The 15,475-nt window shown below is 35.5% G+C and carries 19 protein-coding genes; 18 read left to right on the top strand and 1 reads right to left on the bottom strand.

Annotated elements, in window-relative coordinates:
* Nucleotides 1-42 precede the first annotated feature (42 nt).
* From ACTSKG_RS12200 to rsmI, 8 genes are all read left to right on the top strand, one after another.
* A complete protein-coding gene (locus ACTSKG_RS12200; RefSeq protein ID WP_142643831.1) occupies nucleotides 43-372 on the top strand; it encodes a cyclic-di-AMP receptor in 330 nt (109 codons plus the stop codon).
* Nucleotides 373-396: 24 nt separating this feature from the next.
* Nucleotides 397-837 (top strand): YaaR family protein, encoded by a 441-nt coding sequence (locus ACTSKG_RS12195; protein WP_464754871.1) that lies wholly within the window; start codon nucleotides 397-399, stop codon nucleotides 835-837.
* A gap of 130 nt (nucleotides 838-967) precedes the next feature.
* Entirely contained in the window at nucleotides 968-1,975 is a 1,008-nt protein-coding gene (locus ACTSKG_RS12190; protein ID WP_464754870.1) for a DNA polymerase III subunit delta' C-terminal domain-containing protein, read from the top strand.
* Nucleotides 1,968-2,798, top strand: coding sequence for a PSP1 domain-containing protein (locus tag ACTSKG_RS12185; protein WP_387586114.1), 831 nt, complete (start codon nucleotides 1,968-1,970; stop codon nucleotides 2,796-2,798). The genes ACTSKG_RS12190 and ACTSKG_RS12185 overlap by 8 nt, the downstream gene beginning before the upstream one ends.
* A gap of 9 nt (nucleotides 2,799-2,807) precedes the next feature.
* On the top strand, nucleotides 2,808-3,170 hold the full coding sequence (gene yabA / locus ACTSKG_RS12180; protein WP_387586113.1) for a DNA replication initiation control protein YabA: 363 nt from the start codon (nucleotides 2,808-2,810) through the stop codon (nucleotides 3,168-3,170).
* Between the two features lie 63 nt (nucleotides 3,171-3,233).
* A complete protein-coding gene (locus tag ACTSKG_RS12175; protein WP_464754869.1) occupies nucleotides 3,234-3,980 on the top strand; it encodes a tRNA1(Val) (adenine(37)-N6)-methyltransferase in 747 nt (248 codons plus the stop codon).
* Nucleotides 3,967-4,260: a GIY-YIG nuclease family protein gene (locus ACTSKG_RS12170; RefSeq protein ID WP_464754868.1), complete on the top strand. Its 294-nt coding sequence runs from the start codon at nucleotides 3,967-3,969 to the stop codon at nucleotides 4,258-4,260. Before ACTSKG_RS12175 ends, ACTSKG_RS12170 begins: the two co-directional genes overlap by 14 nt.
* The gene (rsmI, locus tag ACTSKG_RS12165; protein ID WP_464754867.1) at nucleotides 4,232-5,110 is read left to right on the top strand and encodes a 16S rRNA (cytidine(1402)-2'-O)-methyltransferase; all 879 of its coding nucleotides are present in this window, start codon (nucleotides 4,232-4,234) and stop codon (nucleotides 5,108-5,110) included. Before ACTSKG_RS12170 ends, rsmI begins: the two co-directional genes overlap by 29 nt.
* 67 nt (nucleotides 5,111-5,177) lie before the next feature.
* On the opposite strand, the gene ACTSKG_RS12160 is transcribed toward rsmI, so the two are convergent.
* Nucleotides 5,178-5,453, bottom strand: a complete 276-nt coding sequence (locus tag ACTSKG_RS12160) for an AbrB/MazE/SpoVT family DNA-binding domain-containing protein (RefSeq protein ID WP_142540905.1) — start codon at nucleotides 5,451-5,453, stop codon at nucleotides 5,178-5,180.
* Nucleotides 5,454-5,802: 349 nt separating this feature from the next.
* On the opposite strand from ACTSKG_RS12160, the gene metG reads away from it, so the two are divergent.
* The 10 genes from metG (at nucleotide 5,803) to ACTSKG_RS12110 (ending at nucleotide 15,405) form a co-directional block, all read left to right on the top strand.
* A complete protein-coding gene (metG, locus tag ACTSKG_RS12155; protein WP_464754866.1) occupies nucleotides 5,803-7,755 on the top strand; it encodes a methionine--tRNA ligase in 1,953 nt (650 codons plus the stop codon).
* Between the two features lie 740 nt (nucleotides 7,756-8,495).
* Nucleotides 8,496-9,266, top strand: coding sequence for a TatD family hydrolase (locus ACTSKG_RS12150; RefSeq protein ID WP_464754865.1), 771 nt, complete (start codon nucleotides 8,496-8,498; stop codon nucleotides 9,264-9,266).
* 130 nt (nucleotides 9,267-9,396) lie between these two features.
* Entirely contained in the window at nucleotides 9,397-10,608 is a 1,212-nt protein-coding gene (locus ACTSKG_RS12145; RefSeq protein WP_464754864.1) for a ubiquitin-like domain-containing protein, read from the top strand.
* 263 nt (nucleotides 10,609-10,871) lie between these two features.
* A complete protein-coding gene (gene rnmV, locus ACTSKG_RS12140; RefSeq protein WP_464754862.1) occupies nucleotides 10,872-11,432 on the top strand; it encodes a ribonuclease M5 in 561 nt (186 codons plus the stop codon).
* 3 nt (nucleotides 11,433-11,435) lie between these two features.
* The gene (rsmA, locus tag ACTSKG_RS12135; protein ID WP_464754861.1) at nucleotides 11,436-12,314 is read left to right on the top strand and encodes a 16S rRNA (adenine(1518)-N(6)/adenine(1519)-N(6))-dimethyltransferase RsmA; all 879 of its coding nucleotides are present in this window, start codon (nucleotides 11,436-11,438) and stop codon (nucleotides 12,312-12,314) included.
* A gap of 154 nt (nucleotides 12,315-12,468) precedes the next feature.
* On the top strand, nucleotides 12,469-12,732 hold the full coding sequence (veg, locus tag ACTSKG_RS12130; RefSeq protein WP_053591096.1) for a biofilm formation stimulator Veg: 264 nt from the start codon (nucleotides 12,469-12,471) through the stop codon (nucleotides 12,730-12,732).
* 131 nt (nucleotides 12,733-12,863) lie between these two features.
* Nucleotides 12,864-13,037 carry a small, acid-soluble spore protein, alpha/beta type gene (locus ACTSKG_RS12125; protein ID WP_387586096.1) on the top strand — a complete coding sequence of 58 codons (174 nt, stop codon included), beginning with the start codon at nucleotides 12,864-12,866 and terminating at the stop codon, nucleotides 13,035-13,037.
* A 245-nt stretch (nucleotides 13,038-13,282) separates the two neighbouring features.
* Nucleotides 13,283-14,149, top strand: a complete 867-nt coding sequence (ispE, locus tag ACTSKG_RS12120) for a 4-(cytidine 5'-diphospho)-2-C-methyl-D-erythritol kinase (protein ID WP_464754859.1) — start codon at nucleotides 13,283-13,285, stop codon at nucleotides 14,147-14,149.
* A gap of 55 nt (nucleotides 14,150-14,204) precedes the next feature.
* Nucleotides 14,205-15,056: a pur operon repressor gene (purR, locus tag ACTSKG_RS12115; RefSeq protein ID WP_464754858.1), complete on the top strand. Its 852-nt coding sequence runs from the start codon at nucleotides 14,205-14,207 to the stop codon at nucleotides 15,054-15,056.
* A complete protein-coding gene (locus ACTSKG_RS12110; protein ID WP_387586090.1) occupies nucleotides 15,034-15,405 on the top strand; it encodes a RidA family protein in 372 nt (123 codons plus the stop codon). The genes purR and ACTSKG_RS12110 overlap by 23 nt, the downstream gene beginning before the upstream one ends.
* The last annotated feature ends 70 nt before the right edge of the window (nucleotides 15,406-15,475 follow it).

The raw sequence follows: 15,475 nt of genomic DNA, 5'->3' as shown, positions 1-15,475 counted from the left end.
CATGTTATAATAAGAAGAAAATAATAATAGGGGTGAGTATCGATGAAATTGATAGTAGCGGTAGTGCAGGATCAGGATAGTAATCGATTGTCTAATGCTTTAACAAAAGCAAAGTTCAGAGCAACTAAACTGGCTAGTACAGGTGGGTTTTTACGCTCTGGTAATACTACGTTTTTAATCGGCACAGACGACTCATTAGTATCATCAGCGTTAGAGTTAATTAGAGATAATTGTAGAGCAAGAGAGCAAATGGTTGCACCTGTTTCACCAATGGGTGGAAATGCTGATTCATATATCCCATATCCAGTGGAAGTAGAGGTTGGAGGCGCCACAGTATTTGTTCTACCAATTGAACAATTCCATCATTTCTAATAATGAAGGAAGGCGTAGAAAAAAATGAAAATTAATCAGGATTTACGAGTTGGAATAGATAAAGTTCGTAAAGATTCTATTCAAAATAGCACACAATCAGCAAAGTTCGGACAAATGATAACGAAACATGATCAAAGAATGCAGACGGAAACATTGACTAGATTATTAGGAGATATTTCAACTGCGGGAGATAGACTTGCACGTTCAAGAAATTTACGTGATATGGCAAAGTTTAAAATGCTAATACGAAAGTTTTTACATGAAGCCGTGGATTTTGGAATGGGTTTAAAACAATCACATACTTGGAATCGTTTTGGCGAAGGTAGAAAACTAAAAATAGTTGAGACTATTGATGAAAAATTAGTCGAGTTAGCGGAAGAAATTCTAGTTAAAGAGAAAAGCTCCATTGATTTGTTAGATAAGATAGGAGAAATAAAAGGTCTACTAATCAATCTATACACGTAAATTTCCCGTGTTTTCGCTTTAAGCGAGGCACGGGATTTTTTCAAAAAGATAAGTACATTTCTACCTCTCAGTTACTCTTGCGCTAATTTAATTACATAAAAACGTATTTAATTTAAGAAGGTGATAAAACATGGAAAGTTGGTCAATAGAAGGTATAGAAAAATTACAGCCTGTTGCTATCAAACAAATACAGTCTATTTTTTCGAAAAAGCGCATAGGACATGCATACGTAATAGAGGGTGCAAAAGGGACAGGAAAAGTTAGGGTCATGCAATTTTTTGTTCAACTCATTTTATGCGAAAATCCGACAAAAAATGTTCCATGTGAAACATGTCGATCGTGTAAAAGATTAAGATCAAATAATCATTTGAACTTTATTGAACTAGAGCCAGACGGTCAATTTATTAAAAGGGGTCAAATTGATGAATTAATACATGAGATGAGTAAGACAGCTATTGAAACTGGACGAAAAATATATGTTATTCACCATGCGGATCAGCTAAATGCTAGTGCAGCTAATGCATTGTTAAAATTTTTAGAAGAGCCTCAAAGTGAAATAACTGCAATTCTTTTAACTGATAAAGCTCATGCGTTAATTCCCACAATAAGCTCTAGATGTCAGCAACTTAGTTTAAGTTCTATGCCACAATCCTTCTTAAAACAGAAATTAATAGAAGCTGGAATTACAGAATCGATGGCCTCTACGGTAAGTAAAATGACGAATCAGGTCGAGGAAGCAATAACATTAGCGAAAGACGAGCATTTTGGACTTGCAAGGAAATCAGTGTTAAAATTGGTTGAAGCGAGTGGTAAAAGTATTCATGATGCGCTAATGTGTATTCAAGAGGATTTTGGTCCGCTTCTCAAAGAGAAAGAACAAGCAGAACAAGCATTAGATTTACTACTGTTCGCCTATCGTGATATAGTAGCAATAAAAGCAAGTCCCATCGCAGTTTGTACTTATCCGGACATGGTTCATTATTGGAAGCAGGTTGCTTTACATACAACGTATGAGCAACTTTCCAAACAATTAGAAATGATATTACATGCGAAACAAAATTTGCATAAAAACATGAACCGAACACTGATGATGGAGCAATTAATGTTAAATCTGCAGGAGGGATTTACTTTTGTATAATGTTGTAGGAGTCCGCTTTAAAAAAGCAGGTAAAATATATTATTTTGATCCAGTGGATTTTATTTTAGAGAAAGATGACTATGTCATCGTAGAAACTGCAAGAGGTGTGGAGTACGGTAAAGTTGTTGTACCAATTAAGCAGGTAGGTGAGCATGATGTTGTGCTTCCATTAAAGCAAGTAGTTAGACCATCGACAGAAAAAGATCGAATTCAAGTGGATGAAAATCGATTAGAATCTGCCCAAGCTTTAGCTTTAGGAACGGAAAAAATAGTTGAAAGAGAATTAGAAATGAAGCTTGTGGATGTTGAATATACGTTTGACAGAAATAAGATAATTTTTTATTTCACAGCAGAAGGACGAGTAGATTTTCGTGACTTAGTAAAAGACTTAGCATCTGTTTTTCGAACGCGGATTGAACTCAGACAAATCGGGGTTCGAGATGAAGCAAAGATGTTGGGGGGAATTGGACCGTGTGGGCGTATGCTCTGCTGTTCAACTTTTTTAGGAGACTTTGAACCAGTTTCTATTAAAATGGCTAAAGATCAAAATTTGTCTTTAAATCCTTCTAAAATTTCTGGATTATGCGGGCGACTTATGTGTTGTTTGAAATATGAAAATGATGAGTATGAAGCAGCTCGAGAGCAAATGCCAGACGTTGGAGATAAAGTAGAAACTCCAGACGGTTTTGGAAAAGTCGTCAGTATGAATATTTTAGAAAGAGTACTACGAATAGAGTTAAATGATCCACTAAGAGTGTTAGATTACACGTTAGAAGAAATTATAAACCATGCGGAAAATCCGGTACAATGGTCAGGGCAATGAGGTGAATGTGTGATGGACCGAAATTTTTTTGATACAATTACAGAATTTGAGAAACAATTAGAGTCCACGCAGCTGCAATTTCGAGCTTTAAAAGAATTTGTAGCGATAATGGTAGAGGAACGTCAAGCGCTGCAACAAGAGAATACTCACTTAAGACAAAGACTTGATGAGATGCATGAAAAAGAGTTACTGCTAGAGAAGGCACAAGAAGAAAAAGTACTGTTAAGCAAAAAAGATATTGGGGAAGGCTATGATAATCTTGCGCGATTATATCAGGAAGGTTATCATGTATGTCATGTCCACTTTGGAAGCTCAAGAAAAGAAGAAGATTGTCTTTTTTGCTTGTCATTTTTAAGTAAACAAAACATATAATCAATTGACTGATGCCACTCCATAAGTGGGTGTCAGTCTTTTGTTTTGCTGGGGGAATCAATTATGGAACAATGGTTAAAGGATGATGAAAGACTTGATTACTTATTAGCGGAAGAATTAAGAATTATTCAAAGTCCATCTGTTTTTTCATTTTCTTTAGATGCAGTGCTTCTTTCAAGATTTGCTTATGTCCCAATAAATAGAGGAATGATTGTAGATCTATGCTCAGGGAATGGAGCGATACCTTTATTTTTAAGTGCAAGAACAAAAGCTAAGATTATTGGAATCGAGCTACAGGAACGACTAGCAGATATGGCAAAAAGAAGTGTAGAGTATAATAAATTAGAAAAACAAATCATAATTGAACAAGCAGATGTCAAAGGGATTGCCAATCATATTGGGTATGAAAAATATGATGTTGTAACATGTAATCCACCTTATTTTCCTGCGCATGAAGCAAGTGAAAAAAACCTGAAAGAGCATTTAGCGATAGCGAGACATGAAATCCATCTCACTCTAGATGAAGCTGTTCTTTCTGCAAGTGAATTGTTAAAACAAGGTGGGAAGGCAGCTTTTGTCCATCGACCTGGAAGACTCATGGATATAATTACGGCAATGAGAGCAAACCGTTTAGAACCAAAGCGCATTCGATTTGTTTATCCTAAAGAAGGTAAAGAAGCGAACACGTTATTAATAGAAGCAATTAAAGATGGAAAACCAGATTTGAAAATCTTACCCCCTCTGTATGTATACAGAAATGACGGGGAATATACAGAAGAAGTAAAAGAGCTGCTTTATGGAAAAGAATGATAAAAAACATACCTTTTATGTATTACAATGTAGTGACGGATCTTACTATGCTGGATACACAAATGATTTAGAAAAAAGAATTAGCATACATAATGATGGTAAGGGAGCTAAATATACAAGAGCAAAACTCCCCGTTTTTTGCATATATCATGAAGTATTTGAAACTAAGCAAGATGCAATGAGAGCGGAGTATGCATTTAAACAACTTACTAGGAAAAAAAAGATTCACTATATGGGAGGGCTAATCAAAGATGGAATCTCAAAAATCGACCGAACATGAACAGAGTAGCTGCTTATATTTAGTTGCGACTCCCATTGGAAATTTAGAAGATATGACGATGCGCGCAATTCGAATACTAAAAGAAGTAGATATAATTGCCGCTGAAGACACAAGAAATACAAAAAAGCTTTGTAATTATTTTGAGATATCAACTCCACTTATGAGCTATCATGATCATAATCAACAAGTAGGTGGAGAAAAATTATTAGATTTATTAAGGCAAGGAAAACGTATTGCATTAGTAAGTGATGCAGGCCTACCTTGCATTTCAGATCCTGGAGCAGATATTGCAGCAAAAGCGGTTAGCGAAGGGTTTGCAGTTGTTCCAATTCCAGGGGCAAATGCAGCACTTAGTGCTTTAATTGCATCTGGATTATCAACACAACCATTTTTCTTTTATGGTTTTTTAAGTAGAAATAAAAAAGAACGAAAAGCAGAAATCGCAAAGATTCAAAAAAGACAAGAATCAATTATTCTATATGAATCACCTCATCGATTAAAGGACTCATTGAAAGATATGCAAGCAATTATGGGTGGAAGTAGAAAAATTGTGCTTGCAAGAGAACTGACAAAAAAGTTTGAGGAATTCCTAAGAGGGACTATTGAAGAAGCAGTAGCTTGGGCAGAGCGATCAGAAATACGTGGTGAATTTTGTATCGTTTTAGAGGGTTCAGGTGAAGAATCAGTAGATGAGCAAGTATCACCATGGTGGGAACAATTAAGTATTAAAGAACATGTGAACAATATTATAGAAGAAAGGCAATGTACTTCGAAAGAGGCTATCAAAGAAGTAGCAATACAAAGAGGTTTGTCGAAGAGAGAAATTTATCAAGATTATCATGTGGAATAATTACAACATTACTATACTATGAAATTAAAAAACATCCGTATACCCAGAAAGGATACGGATGTTTTTCTTATTTTAAATTGTTTTGGATTTCTTTTATAAGTAATTCTGCACCTTCAGGGCTTAGAATTAATTTTCCGCCAACTAGACGTAGGTTGTCGTCTGATACTTCACCAGTTACAGCACAAGTCATGTTTGGCATATATTTTTTTAGAATAATTTTGTCATCATCTACGTAGATTTCAAGAGCATCCTTTTCTGCAATACCTAGCGTGCGACGAAGTTCAATTGGAATAACTACGCGTCCTAGCTCATCAACTTTACGAACAATACCTGTAGATTTCATAATAAATTTTTCTCCTCTCAAGAGTACGGTTTTTTCGTCAAGATTCGACATAAATCTCTTTGATGTTATTTATCATACCAAGTAATACCATTTCCGTCAATAATTAAATTGAAGACAAATTACGGTTTATAATAAAAAAATATTAGGTTAATAGCTGTTTTGATAAAAAAATGATGTCACTTTTAAGATAAAAGGAATTATTTTGATATATTAACTATTTAAATGGAAAAAGTATTAATATAATCAACTTTCGACAAAAATAGCGCAAACCAATTAATTAATTGAAACAAGTTCATCGTTTCGTTAGAATAAAGAATAAAGAAGATTCAACATTGGAGGCATCTTTACATTGAAAGATCAATTAAAAACATTTTATATAACAACACCTATTTATTATCCAAGTGGTAAATTCCATATTGGTACTGCCTACACAACTGTAGCATCAGATGCAATGGCACGTTACAAAAGATTAAGAGGTTTTGATGTACGTTTTCTTACAGGGATGGATGAACATGGACAGAAAATTCAGGAAAAAGCCCAAGAAGCTGGCATGGAACCCCAAGCATATGTAAATGAGATTGCATCGGCTGCCAAAAAAGTGTGGGAACTAATGGATATTTCATATGATGATTTTATCCAAACTACAGAAGAGCGTCATAAAAAAGTAGTTGAAAAGATTTTTCAAAAGTTCTTAGATAATGGTGATATTTATAAAGGCGAATATGAAGGGTGGTATTGTACGCCTTGTGAATCCTTTTTTACAGAAACACAATTAGTAGATGGCAATTGTCCAGATTGCGGTCGCACTGTTCATAAAGTAAAAGAAGAATCTTATTTCTTTAATATGAAGAAATACGCAGATCGTCTATTGGCTTATTATGAAGACAACTTAGGATTTATTGAACCTGAATCTAGAAAAAATGAAATGATTAATAACTTTATTAAGCCTGGTTTAGAAGATCTATCTGTATCCCGAACATCCTTTGATTGGGGAATTCATGTTCCTGGAGATCCAAAACATGTCATTTATGTATGGGTGGATGCGTTAACTAATTATATTACTTCTCTTGGATATCTTTCAGAGGATGATTCACTTTTCCGTAAATTTTGGCCAGCTGACGTACATGTAGTTGGGAAGGATATTGTTCGTTTCCATACAATCTATTGGCCAATTTTCTTAATGGCATTAGACTTACCACTCCCTAAAAAAGTATTTGCTCATGGATTTATTATGATGAAGGATGGAAAAATGTCGAAATCTAAAGGAAACGTTGTGTATCCAGAAATGTTGGTAGAACGCTACGGTTTAGACGCAACTCGTTACTTCCTATTGCGTGAACTTCCATTTGGACAAGATGGTGTTTTTTCTCCAGAATCATTTGTAGAAAGAACAAACTTCGATTTAGCAAATGACTTAGGTAATCTGTTAAATAGAACTGTTTCTATGATTAATAAATACTTTGATGGAAAACTTCCAGTTAATCAAAGTCAGCCTACTGAATATGATACAGCTCTTTATCAATTTGCAAGCGAAACAATAGAAAAATATGAAACGAATATGGAAAAAATGCAATTTAGCGTAGTTCTAGGAGATTTATGGTCCCTAGTTTCTCGAACAAATAAGTATATTGATGAAACGCAACCTTGGGTACTTGCAAAAGACGAAGCTTTGAAAGGTCAATTAGCAATGGTAATGACTAATTTAGCAGAAAGCTTGCGTCAAATTGCAACTTTGATTCAACCGTTTATGACAAATAGTCCAAAAGAAATTATCGGACAACTTGGTTTACCTGAAGCTGATTTGAAATGGGATCTACTGGGATCTTTTAATGTAATTAAAGATGGAGTAGAAGTCATTAAAACCGGAGTTCCTATTTTTCCAAGGTTAGACGTGGAAGTAGAAGTAGCCTATATTAGAGAGCAAATGAGCGGCTCGGTACTAACTCCACAAGAAGAAGTGGAAGAAGATCCTCAAGCAGAAGAAATTTCTATTGAAGATTTCTTTAAAGTGGATTTACGTGTGGCAACAGTTATCGACTGTGAACCGATTCCAAAAGCAGACAAATTATTGAAATTACAACTGGATATGGGATATGAAAAACGTCAAGTTGTTTCTGGAATTGCCCAACATTATAAACCAGAAGATCTTGTAGGTAAAAAAGTAATTGTAGTAGCAAATTTGAAGCCAGTGAAACTTCGAGGAGAGCTGTCCCAGGGGATGATTCTTGCTGGTGAAAAAGATGGCTTTTTAACACTTGCATCAGTAGATGAAAAGCTTGAAAATGGCGCTCAAGTAAAATAAATAACCCAAGACCTGTCACGAAGTTGGTGGCAGGTTTTTTTTCAAGATAAGAAAGTTTATGGGTTATCATCCTACGAAAAAACAGTGTTTATAGTACTTTAAAGAATAAGATAATGCCGCAGATTTCCGTTTCAGGTGGACGCGTTACTCGGGGTGAGCGATGAGTCATCACCACAGCTATGCGTTCGTTGTGATGGCTCATCCGTCTCACTCATCCCGCTGGAGTCGCCACCTTTCACTACAATCCATTAAGTGAGTAGTACCTAACAAGAAGATTTAGCTCATCTATCTCTGAGAGCATAGAACTAGTTTAAGTAAACGTAGTGATCATGCCGTCCTGTAATCCGAATAAGAGATGCTATTGCTTTTTAAAATTTTGGTGAAAATTTGTGCATCCGAATGTGTTAAAATGTCATCTATCTTACTAAGCAATTATAATTCGCCACATACATACTAGTTGATTGAAGCCATGCCCGCGAAAAGCGTCCGCCATAGCGGAAATCAACGACATTTCTAAATTACTCTTCTTAAAAGGAACGTCTTTTTACCCGCTTTTTCTTCTAATAATAATATTTCAACATATTATTTTTCTCATAATATTTAAGGTTAATTTATGAAAAAAAGGAATTTAATATTGCTGCAGTAATCTAAAAAACGTGACTTTATTAAAGTAATTGTAATAGTATTGTGATGTAGATAAAGTCATTTCATAAAATTAGCTTATGCAAGGAGAAAAAACTATGTATATAGACACACATGTTCATTTAAATGCGGATCAGTACGACGAGGATTTGCAAGAAGTGATTGATAGAGCGTTAGCTGCAAATGTTAAGAAAATGGTTGTCGTTGGATTTGATCACAAAACAATCGAGCGTGCAATGAAGTTAGCGGAAAATTATCCATTTATTTATGCAGTAATTGGTTGGCATCCAGTTGATGCAATTGATTGCACAGAAGAAGATTTGCAATGGATTGAAGATCTTGCAGCAAATAAAAAAGTGGTTGGTATTGGGGAAACGGGACTTGATTATTACTGGGACAAGTCACCTAAAGATATTCAACAAGAACTGTTTCGTAAACAGATACGCCTAGCGCAAAAAGTAAATCTACCGATTATTATACATAATCGCGATGCAACGGAAGACGTTTTACGAATCTTGAAAGAAGAAGAAGCGCATTTGACTGGAGGAATCATGCATTGCTTTGGTGGGAGTGTAGAGACGGCAATACAATGTATCGATATGAACTTTAAAATTTCACTTGGTGGTCCAGTGACATTTAAGAATGCAAAAAAACCAAAAGAGGTAGCAACAGAAATTCCTTTAGAACACTTATTGATTGAAACGGATGCACCTTATTTAGCTCCACATCCTCATCGCGGAAAAAGAAATGAACCATCACTTGTGCCACTTGTTGCGGAAGAAATCGCACGTTTAAAAGGGCTTTCTGTTGAAGAAGTTGCGCTTGCAACTACGAAAAATGCGGAAGAATTTTTTGGACTAATTGATTAAAAAATGTAAAACTTTCCATACTGTAAATAGAGATATTTTTAGTGAGTTAGAACTATAAAAAAATCCTAAAGAGTTGACAAGCTGAAAAGTACTCTATATAATCACACGAGTGAACAAGGAGGCGTTTTTCATGTCAAATAATTCCATGAAAAACCTGTTCTTTCATTCATTGAGGAGCAAGCAAACCTTAGTAACTATTATGTCTATACTATTGTTTCTTGCAGTGGTTTCTTTCGTTTTATTCGAAGGAACAAAAAAAACTGTTGCTTTAACAGTTAACGGTGAACAACAAGAGATTTTAACGCATGCAAATACAGTTGGGGAATTACTAAGGCAAAATAACATAGTAGTCTCCAACGAAGATTATTTAAAACCCTCAGTGAACACTTCAATCAAAAATAATTTAGCGATTGAGTGGGAGCAGGCAAGACAGATAGAAATCACAGTAGATGGAAAAATTCAAACCATCCATACGACTGCTGATTTAGTTTCAGAAATACTCGCAAAGGCGAATGTTCAAATAGATGAACATGACGTAATAACACCTGCAACAAATGCAGAGGTTGGACTAGATTGCAAAGTTTCTGTTGAAAAAGCGTTCGAAGTAACACTTTTAGATGGTAAGAACGAGCAGAAAGTAAGGTCCACTTCGACTACGGTCGCTGACTTTTTAAAACAACATAACATTCAATTGAATGAATTCGACCGAGTGGGACGGAAAATGGATGAATTAGTACTTCCGAATTCTGTTATACAAATAGTGCGAGTAGAAAAGGTCACCGATGTAGTTGAGGAAGAAACAAACTTTGCAGTAGAAACGAAAAAAGATGACTCGCTACTAAAAGGGAAAGAAAAAGTAATACAAGCGGGAGAAAAAGGATCCGTTTCGCGCACATATGAAGTTGTAAAAGAAAATGGCAACGAAGTATCTCGTAATGTAATTAGTGAAAAAGTTACAAAAGAGCCAACTAAAAAAGTTGTATCAGTAGGGACGAAGATTGTCACTGCTAGTGTTTCACGTGGGGAAAATTCATCCTCTTCTTCAACGGGAGAAAGCGAGTTTTACGTAACAGCAACTGCTTACACTGCTTATTGTAACGGTTGTACTGGTGTAACTACATCGGGTCTTAACTTAAAAGCTAATCCAGACTTAAAAGTAATTGCTGTAGATCCTAATGTTATTCCACTTGGATCAAAAGTTTGGGTGGAAGGCTATGGTTATGCAGTAGCAGGTGATACTGGTGGAGCGATTAAAGGGAACAAAATAGATTTATTTATGTCATCTAAGTCTAAAGCATATGACTTTGGGCGTAAAAAAGTACGGATAAAAGTTTTAAATTAACATAATTAACCTTGGCAGACGTACTCATGCTAAGATCACCACATTTACGGCTAAGTAACAGCACTTGCCTAAGCATTCTGTCCAAGTTCAATAAAATTCTATTAATTGCTACTTGGACATCACTTGCATATTAGAGAGAAAGTTCTCATTTCGGGTGTAAGTAAAAATCGTCTGTATATCTTATAGCTTCCCTTTTGTTGGTTGGGGAAGCTTTTTTGCGTTATGATAGAAAGCAGTAGAAAGAAAGAAAAGAGGAAGTTTGCTTGCGAATAAAAGAAGTTATTGTTGTAGAAGGAAAAGATGACACAACTGCTATTAAACGATCGGTAGATGCGGATACTATAGAAACGAATGGTTCTGCAATCTCTAAAGAAACTCTAATTAAAATCCAACATGCTCAAGATAAAAGAGGGGTTATTGTTTTTACTGACCCGGATTATCCAGGGAGACGAATACGTGCAGTTATTGAAGAACACGTTCCAGGTGTAAAACATGCATTTTTGTCGAAAGAAAAAACAATTGCTAAGAATGGAAAAGGACTGGGCATTGAGCATGCAAAAGATGATGATATTCGGAAGGCACTTTCCAACGTTTATACTCCGAAGTCAGATATGGATGTGGCGCCAAATATTCCTTTTGAAGTTTTGATCGAAGGAAAGCTTATTGGTCATCCTAACTCCAAAGAACGAAGAACAAAACTTGGAGAATTATTAAAAATAGGGTATACAAATGGGAAGCAACTACAAAAACGTCTTTCTATTTTTCAGATTAGTGAACAGCAGCTAGAGGAAGCAATTATGCAGCTTGATATGGAGGATAAATAATTTATGCAAAAAGATATAGCAACACCAATTCGTACACAAGAAATTTTAAAGAAATATGGATTTTCATTCAAGAAAAGCTTGGGCCAAAACTTTTTAATCGATCCAAATATTTTACGGAATATTGTTGCGCATGCAGAACTTACAAAAGAGTCAGCTGCAATTGAAATAGGGCCCGGTATAGGAGCACTAACCGAGCATTTAGCACGAGCTGCAGGAAAAGTAATTGCTTTTGAAATTGATCAAAGATTGTTGCCAGTTTTGGACGATACACTTTCTCCTTATGATAATGTAGATATTATTCACGCTGATATTTTAGAAGCAAATGTTAAACAAGTATTTCAAGAAAAGTTGGCTGATTATAAAGATGCAATGGTTGTTGCAAATTTACCTTATTACGTGACAACTCCAATTTTATTAAAGTTGCTAATGGATCGTTTACCTATTAGGGGAATGGTTGTTATGATGCAAAAAGAAGTGGCAGATCGAATTACGGCATCTCCTGGAACAAAAGCCTATGGTTCACTTTCCATTGCAATACAATATTATATGAAAGCAGAAGTAGCAATGGTTGTACCAAAAGCTGTTTTTATGCCACAACCAAACGTTGATTCCGCGGTTATTAAACTTACTCGTCACGAGATGCCGCCGGTCCAAGTTATTGATGAAGATTTTTTATTTAAAGTTTCTAGAGGTTCGTTCGTTCAAAGAAGAAAAACAATTATAAATAATTTACATTCATCTTTACCAAATGGGAAAGAAAAGAAAGATTTGATCCTTCAATCCTTAGAAAAAGTAAATATTGACCCGACTAGACGAGGCGAGACTCTGTCCATTCAAGAATTTGGGCGTTTAGCAGATGAATTATATCCGTACTTTCATTAATAATACTTGTTACAATATTAGTAATGTTTATGAAAAAAAGTGTTAACAAGAAATAATAAATATATTGACAAGTATATACTTTGGTTGTTAAAATGTTTTGTTTGACAAAAAAATAAAATGGTGTTATAGTAATATTCAGTGAGGTGTAAGCAGAATGCCAAAAACTTTAGCTGATATTAAGAAATCATTAGATCATCATTTAGGCAAGCGTTTGCAGTTAAAAGCAAACGGAGGACGTAAGAAAACAATCGAGCGAGCTGGTGTATTAAGAGAAACTTATCATGCCGTTTTCGTTATCGACTTGGATCAAGATGAAAACTCTTTTGAACGTGTATCTTATAGTTATGCAGACATTTTGACAGAAGCAGTAGAAATCACTATTTTTGATGAAGCAAATAATTTAATAGTTGTAAAATGATTGTTTAGAACTTTTAATTTTTTATATTTCGAGAAAAACTCCCTTTCATTCGGTTGAATGTAAAGAGAGTTTTTTTCTATTTACCGGTTATACTAATTAAGCTAGTTGTTCCAAAGGAGGATTCACCACATATGGCTAAAAAAGGTATTATGTCTGATCAGTTGAAAGAAGAGATTGCAAAAGATCTTGGATTTTATGATGTAGTCAAGACCGAGGGCTGGGGTGGAATAAAATCACGTGATGCGGGTAATATGGTAAAACGAGCGATTGAAATGGCTGAACAACAGATGAAATCACCAAAGTAAATTGTGCGTGTGACCATGATCATTCTAGTTTTGAACTGGTAAGCAAACGAGATCCAAAACTACGAACAACTAGCGTTCAGAAAAGGCGGAGAAATCCGCCTTTTCTTTGTGTAATGAGAAGGGTAAAAAAAATTACAAATGTTCCTATATTAAGTCTCTAATATTCCATGACATAGTAACTTCCTCATTTCTTATGCACTGTGGTAAAATAGGGGACAACCTATGTTTGAAAAGGAGCAGATGGAATGTACTATGTAAAAGCACCTGCTAAAATAAATTTAACACTCGATGTACTACATAAACGTCCAGATGGTTATCATGAAGTTGAAATGATTATGACGACAGTTGATCTGGCGGACCGTATTGGATTAGAGCTAAGAGAAGATGAGAAAATACATATTCTTTCTGTTGATCGTTTTGTTCCCACTGATTATAGAAATTTAGCATATCAAGCAGCTAAAATATTAAAAGAAATGTATGGTATAAAATCTGGAGTTACGATTAAGATTGAAAAAAACATTCCCGTTGCCGCGGGATTAGCTGGGGGTAGTAGTGATGCTGCTGCAACTCTACGAGGGTTGAATACGCTGTGGAGTTTAGGGCTGTCACTAGATGAACTCGCACAAATCGGTACAAAAATAGGTTCTGATGTTGCTTTTTGTGTTTACGGTGGAACAGCGCTTGCTACGGGACGAGGAGAAAAAATTCAAGAACTGCCGTCTCCGGCAAATTGTTGGGTAATTCTTGCTAAACCGACTCTAGGCGTTTCTACAGCAGACATTTATGGAAATTTAAAAATAAATCAGATAGAACATCCGAAAACCAAACAAATGATTGAAGCGATTGGAAAAAAAGATTTTGATCAGATGTGTGCTTCCGTGGGTAATGTGTTAGAAAGTGTCACGTTAAAACTGTATCCAGAAGTTGCTAGTTTAAAGGATCAAATGCAAAAGTTTGGGGCTGATGCAGTTTTAATGAGTGGTAGTGGTCCTACAGTGTTTGGGATAGTTCAACATGAATCGAGAGTACAAAGAATTTATAATGGACTTCGTGGTTTTTGTGATGAGGTATATGCTGTTAGATTAATAGGAGAACGTGACTCACTTGCTTAAAGGCGGATGATTGTGATAAGTTTTCTTTAAAATATTCGTGTTTGGAGGTGATTGTATGAAATGGAAAAGAAGCGAACGACTCGTAGATATGACGCAATACATGATAGAGCATCCTCATAAGTTAATTCCATTAACATTCTTTGCATCTTTATATCAATCCGCAAAATCTTCTATAAGTGAAGATTTAACGATAATAAAAGAAACTTTTGAGGAAAGAGGTAGAGGCTTACTTATAACCGTACCAGGAGCAGCTGGAGGTGTAAAGTTCATACCTACCATGACAAGAAACGACGTGAAGGAAATAACGATGAGCCTTATGGATCAGCTTTCAAAAGCGGATCGTCTGTTACCTGGTGGTTATTTATATATGACGGATTTATTAGGAAACCCATCTCTTATGAATAAAGTAGGTAAAGTATTTGCATCTGCTTTTGCAGGTGAAAAAATAGATGCGATTATGACGGTTGCTACGAAAGGTATTTCGATCGCACACGCTATCGCAAGACATTTAAATGTACCGGTTGTTGTTGTTCGTAGAGATAGTAAAGTAACGGAGGGTCCGACGGTAAGTATTAATTACGTATCTGGGTCTGCAAGACGTATACAAACGATGGTTCTCTCTAAAAGAAGTATGGAAAAAGGTCAACGAGTATTAATCACAGACGATTTTATGAAAGTTGGCGGTACAATTAATGGGATGAAAAGCTTGCTTGAAGAGTTTAATTGTGAGCTTGCAGGTATAGCTGTGTTAGTGGAAGCATATCATGAAGGCGAACAATTAGTGGATGATTATTTATCACTTATAAAATTACATGAAGTAAATGAAAAAGATGGTACAATTGCTTTAGCAGAAGGCAACTATTTTGAGAAGGGTGGAAACTTTGATGAAAGCAGTATCAACAACTAATGCACCAGCAGCTATAGGACCATATGTACAAGGAATTCTTGTTAACGGAATGTTTTACAGTTCAGGGCAAATTCCATTAACTCCACAAGGCGAAGTTGTAGAGGGCTCTATTACAGAACAAACAGCACAAGTATTTGCTAATTTAAACGCGGTTCTTACAGAAGCTGGTACTTCATTATCAAAAGTAGTTAAGACACTAGTATTCCTAAAAGATATGAATGATTTTGCTGAATTTAACGAAGCATATGAAAAGCATTTTGCTGGGCATAAACCAGCTCGCTCAGCAGTAGAAGTAGCTAGACTCCCGAAAGATGTAAAAGTTGAAATAGAAGTAATAGCAGTAGTTTAAACAAAAGGGTATGCCTTCCTCGGAATGCATACCCTTTTGTTTAAAGATTAAGAAAGCATATAAACTTGGC

Source organism: Psychrobacillus syltrankelensis (assembly GCF_055454035.1).
This window is presented reverse-complemented; position numbering and strand designations above follow the sequence as displayed.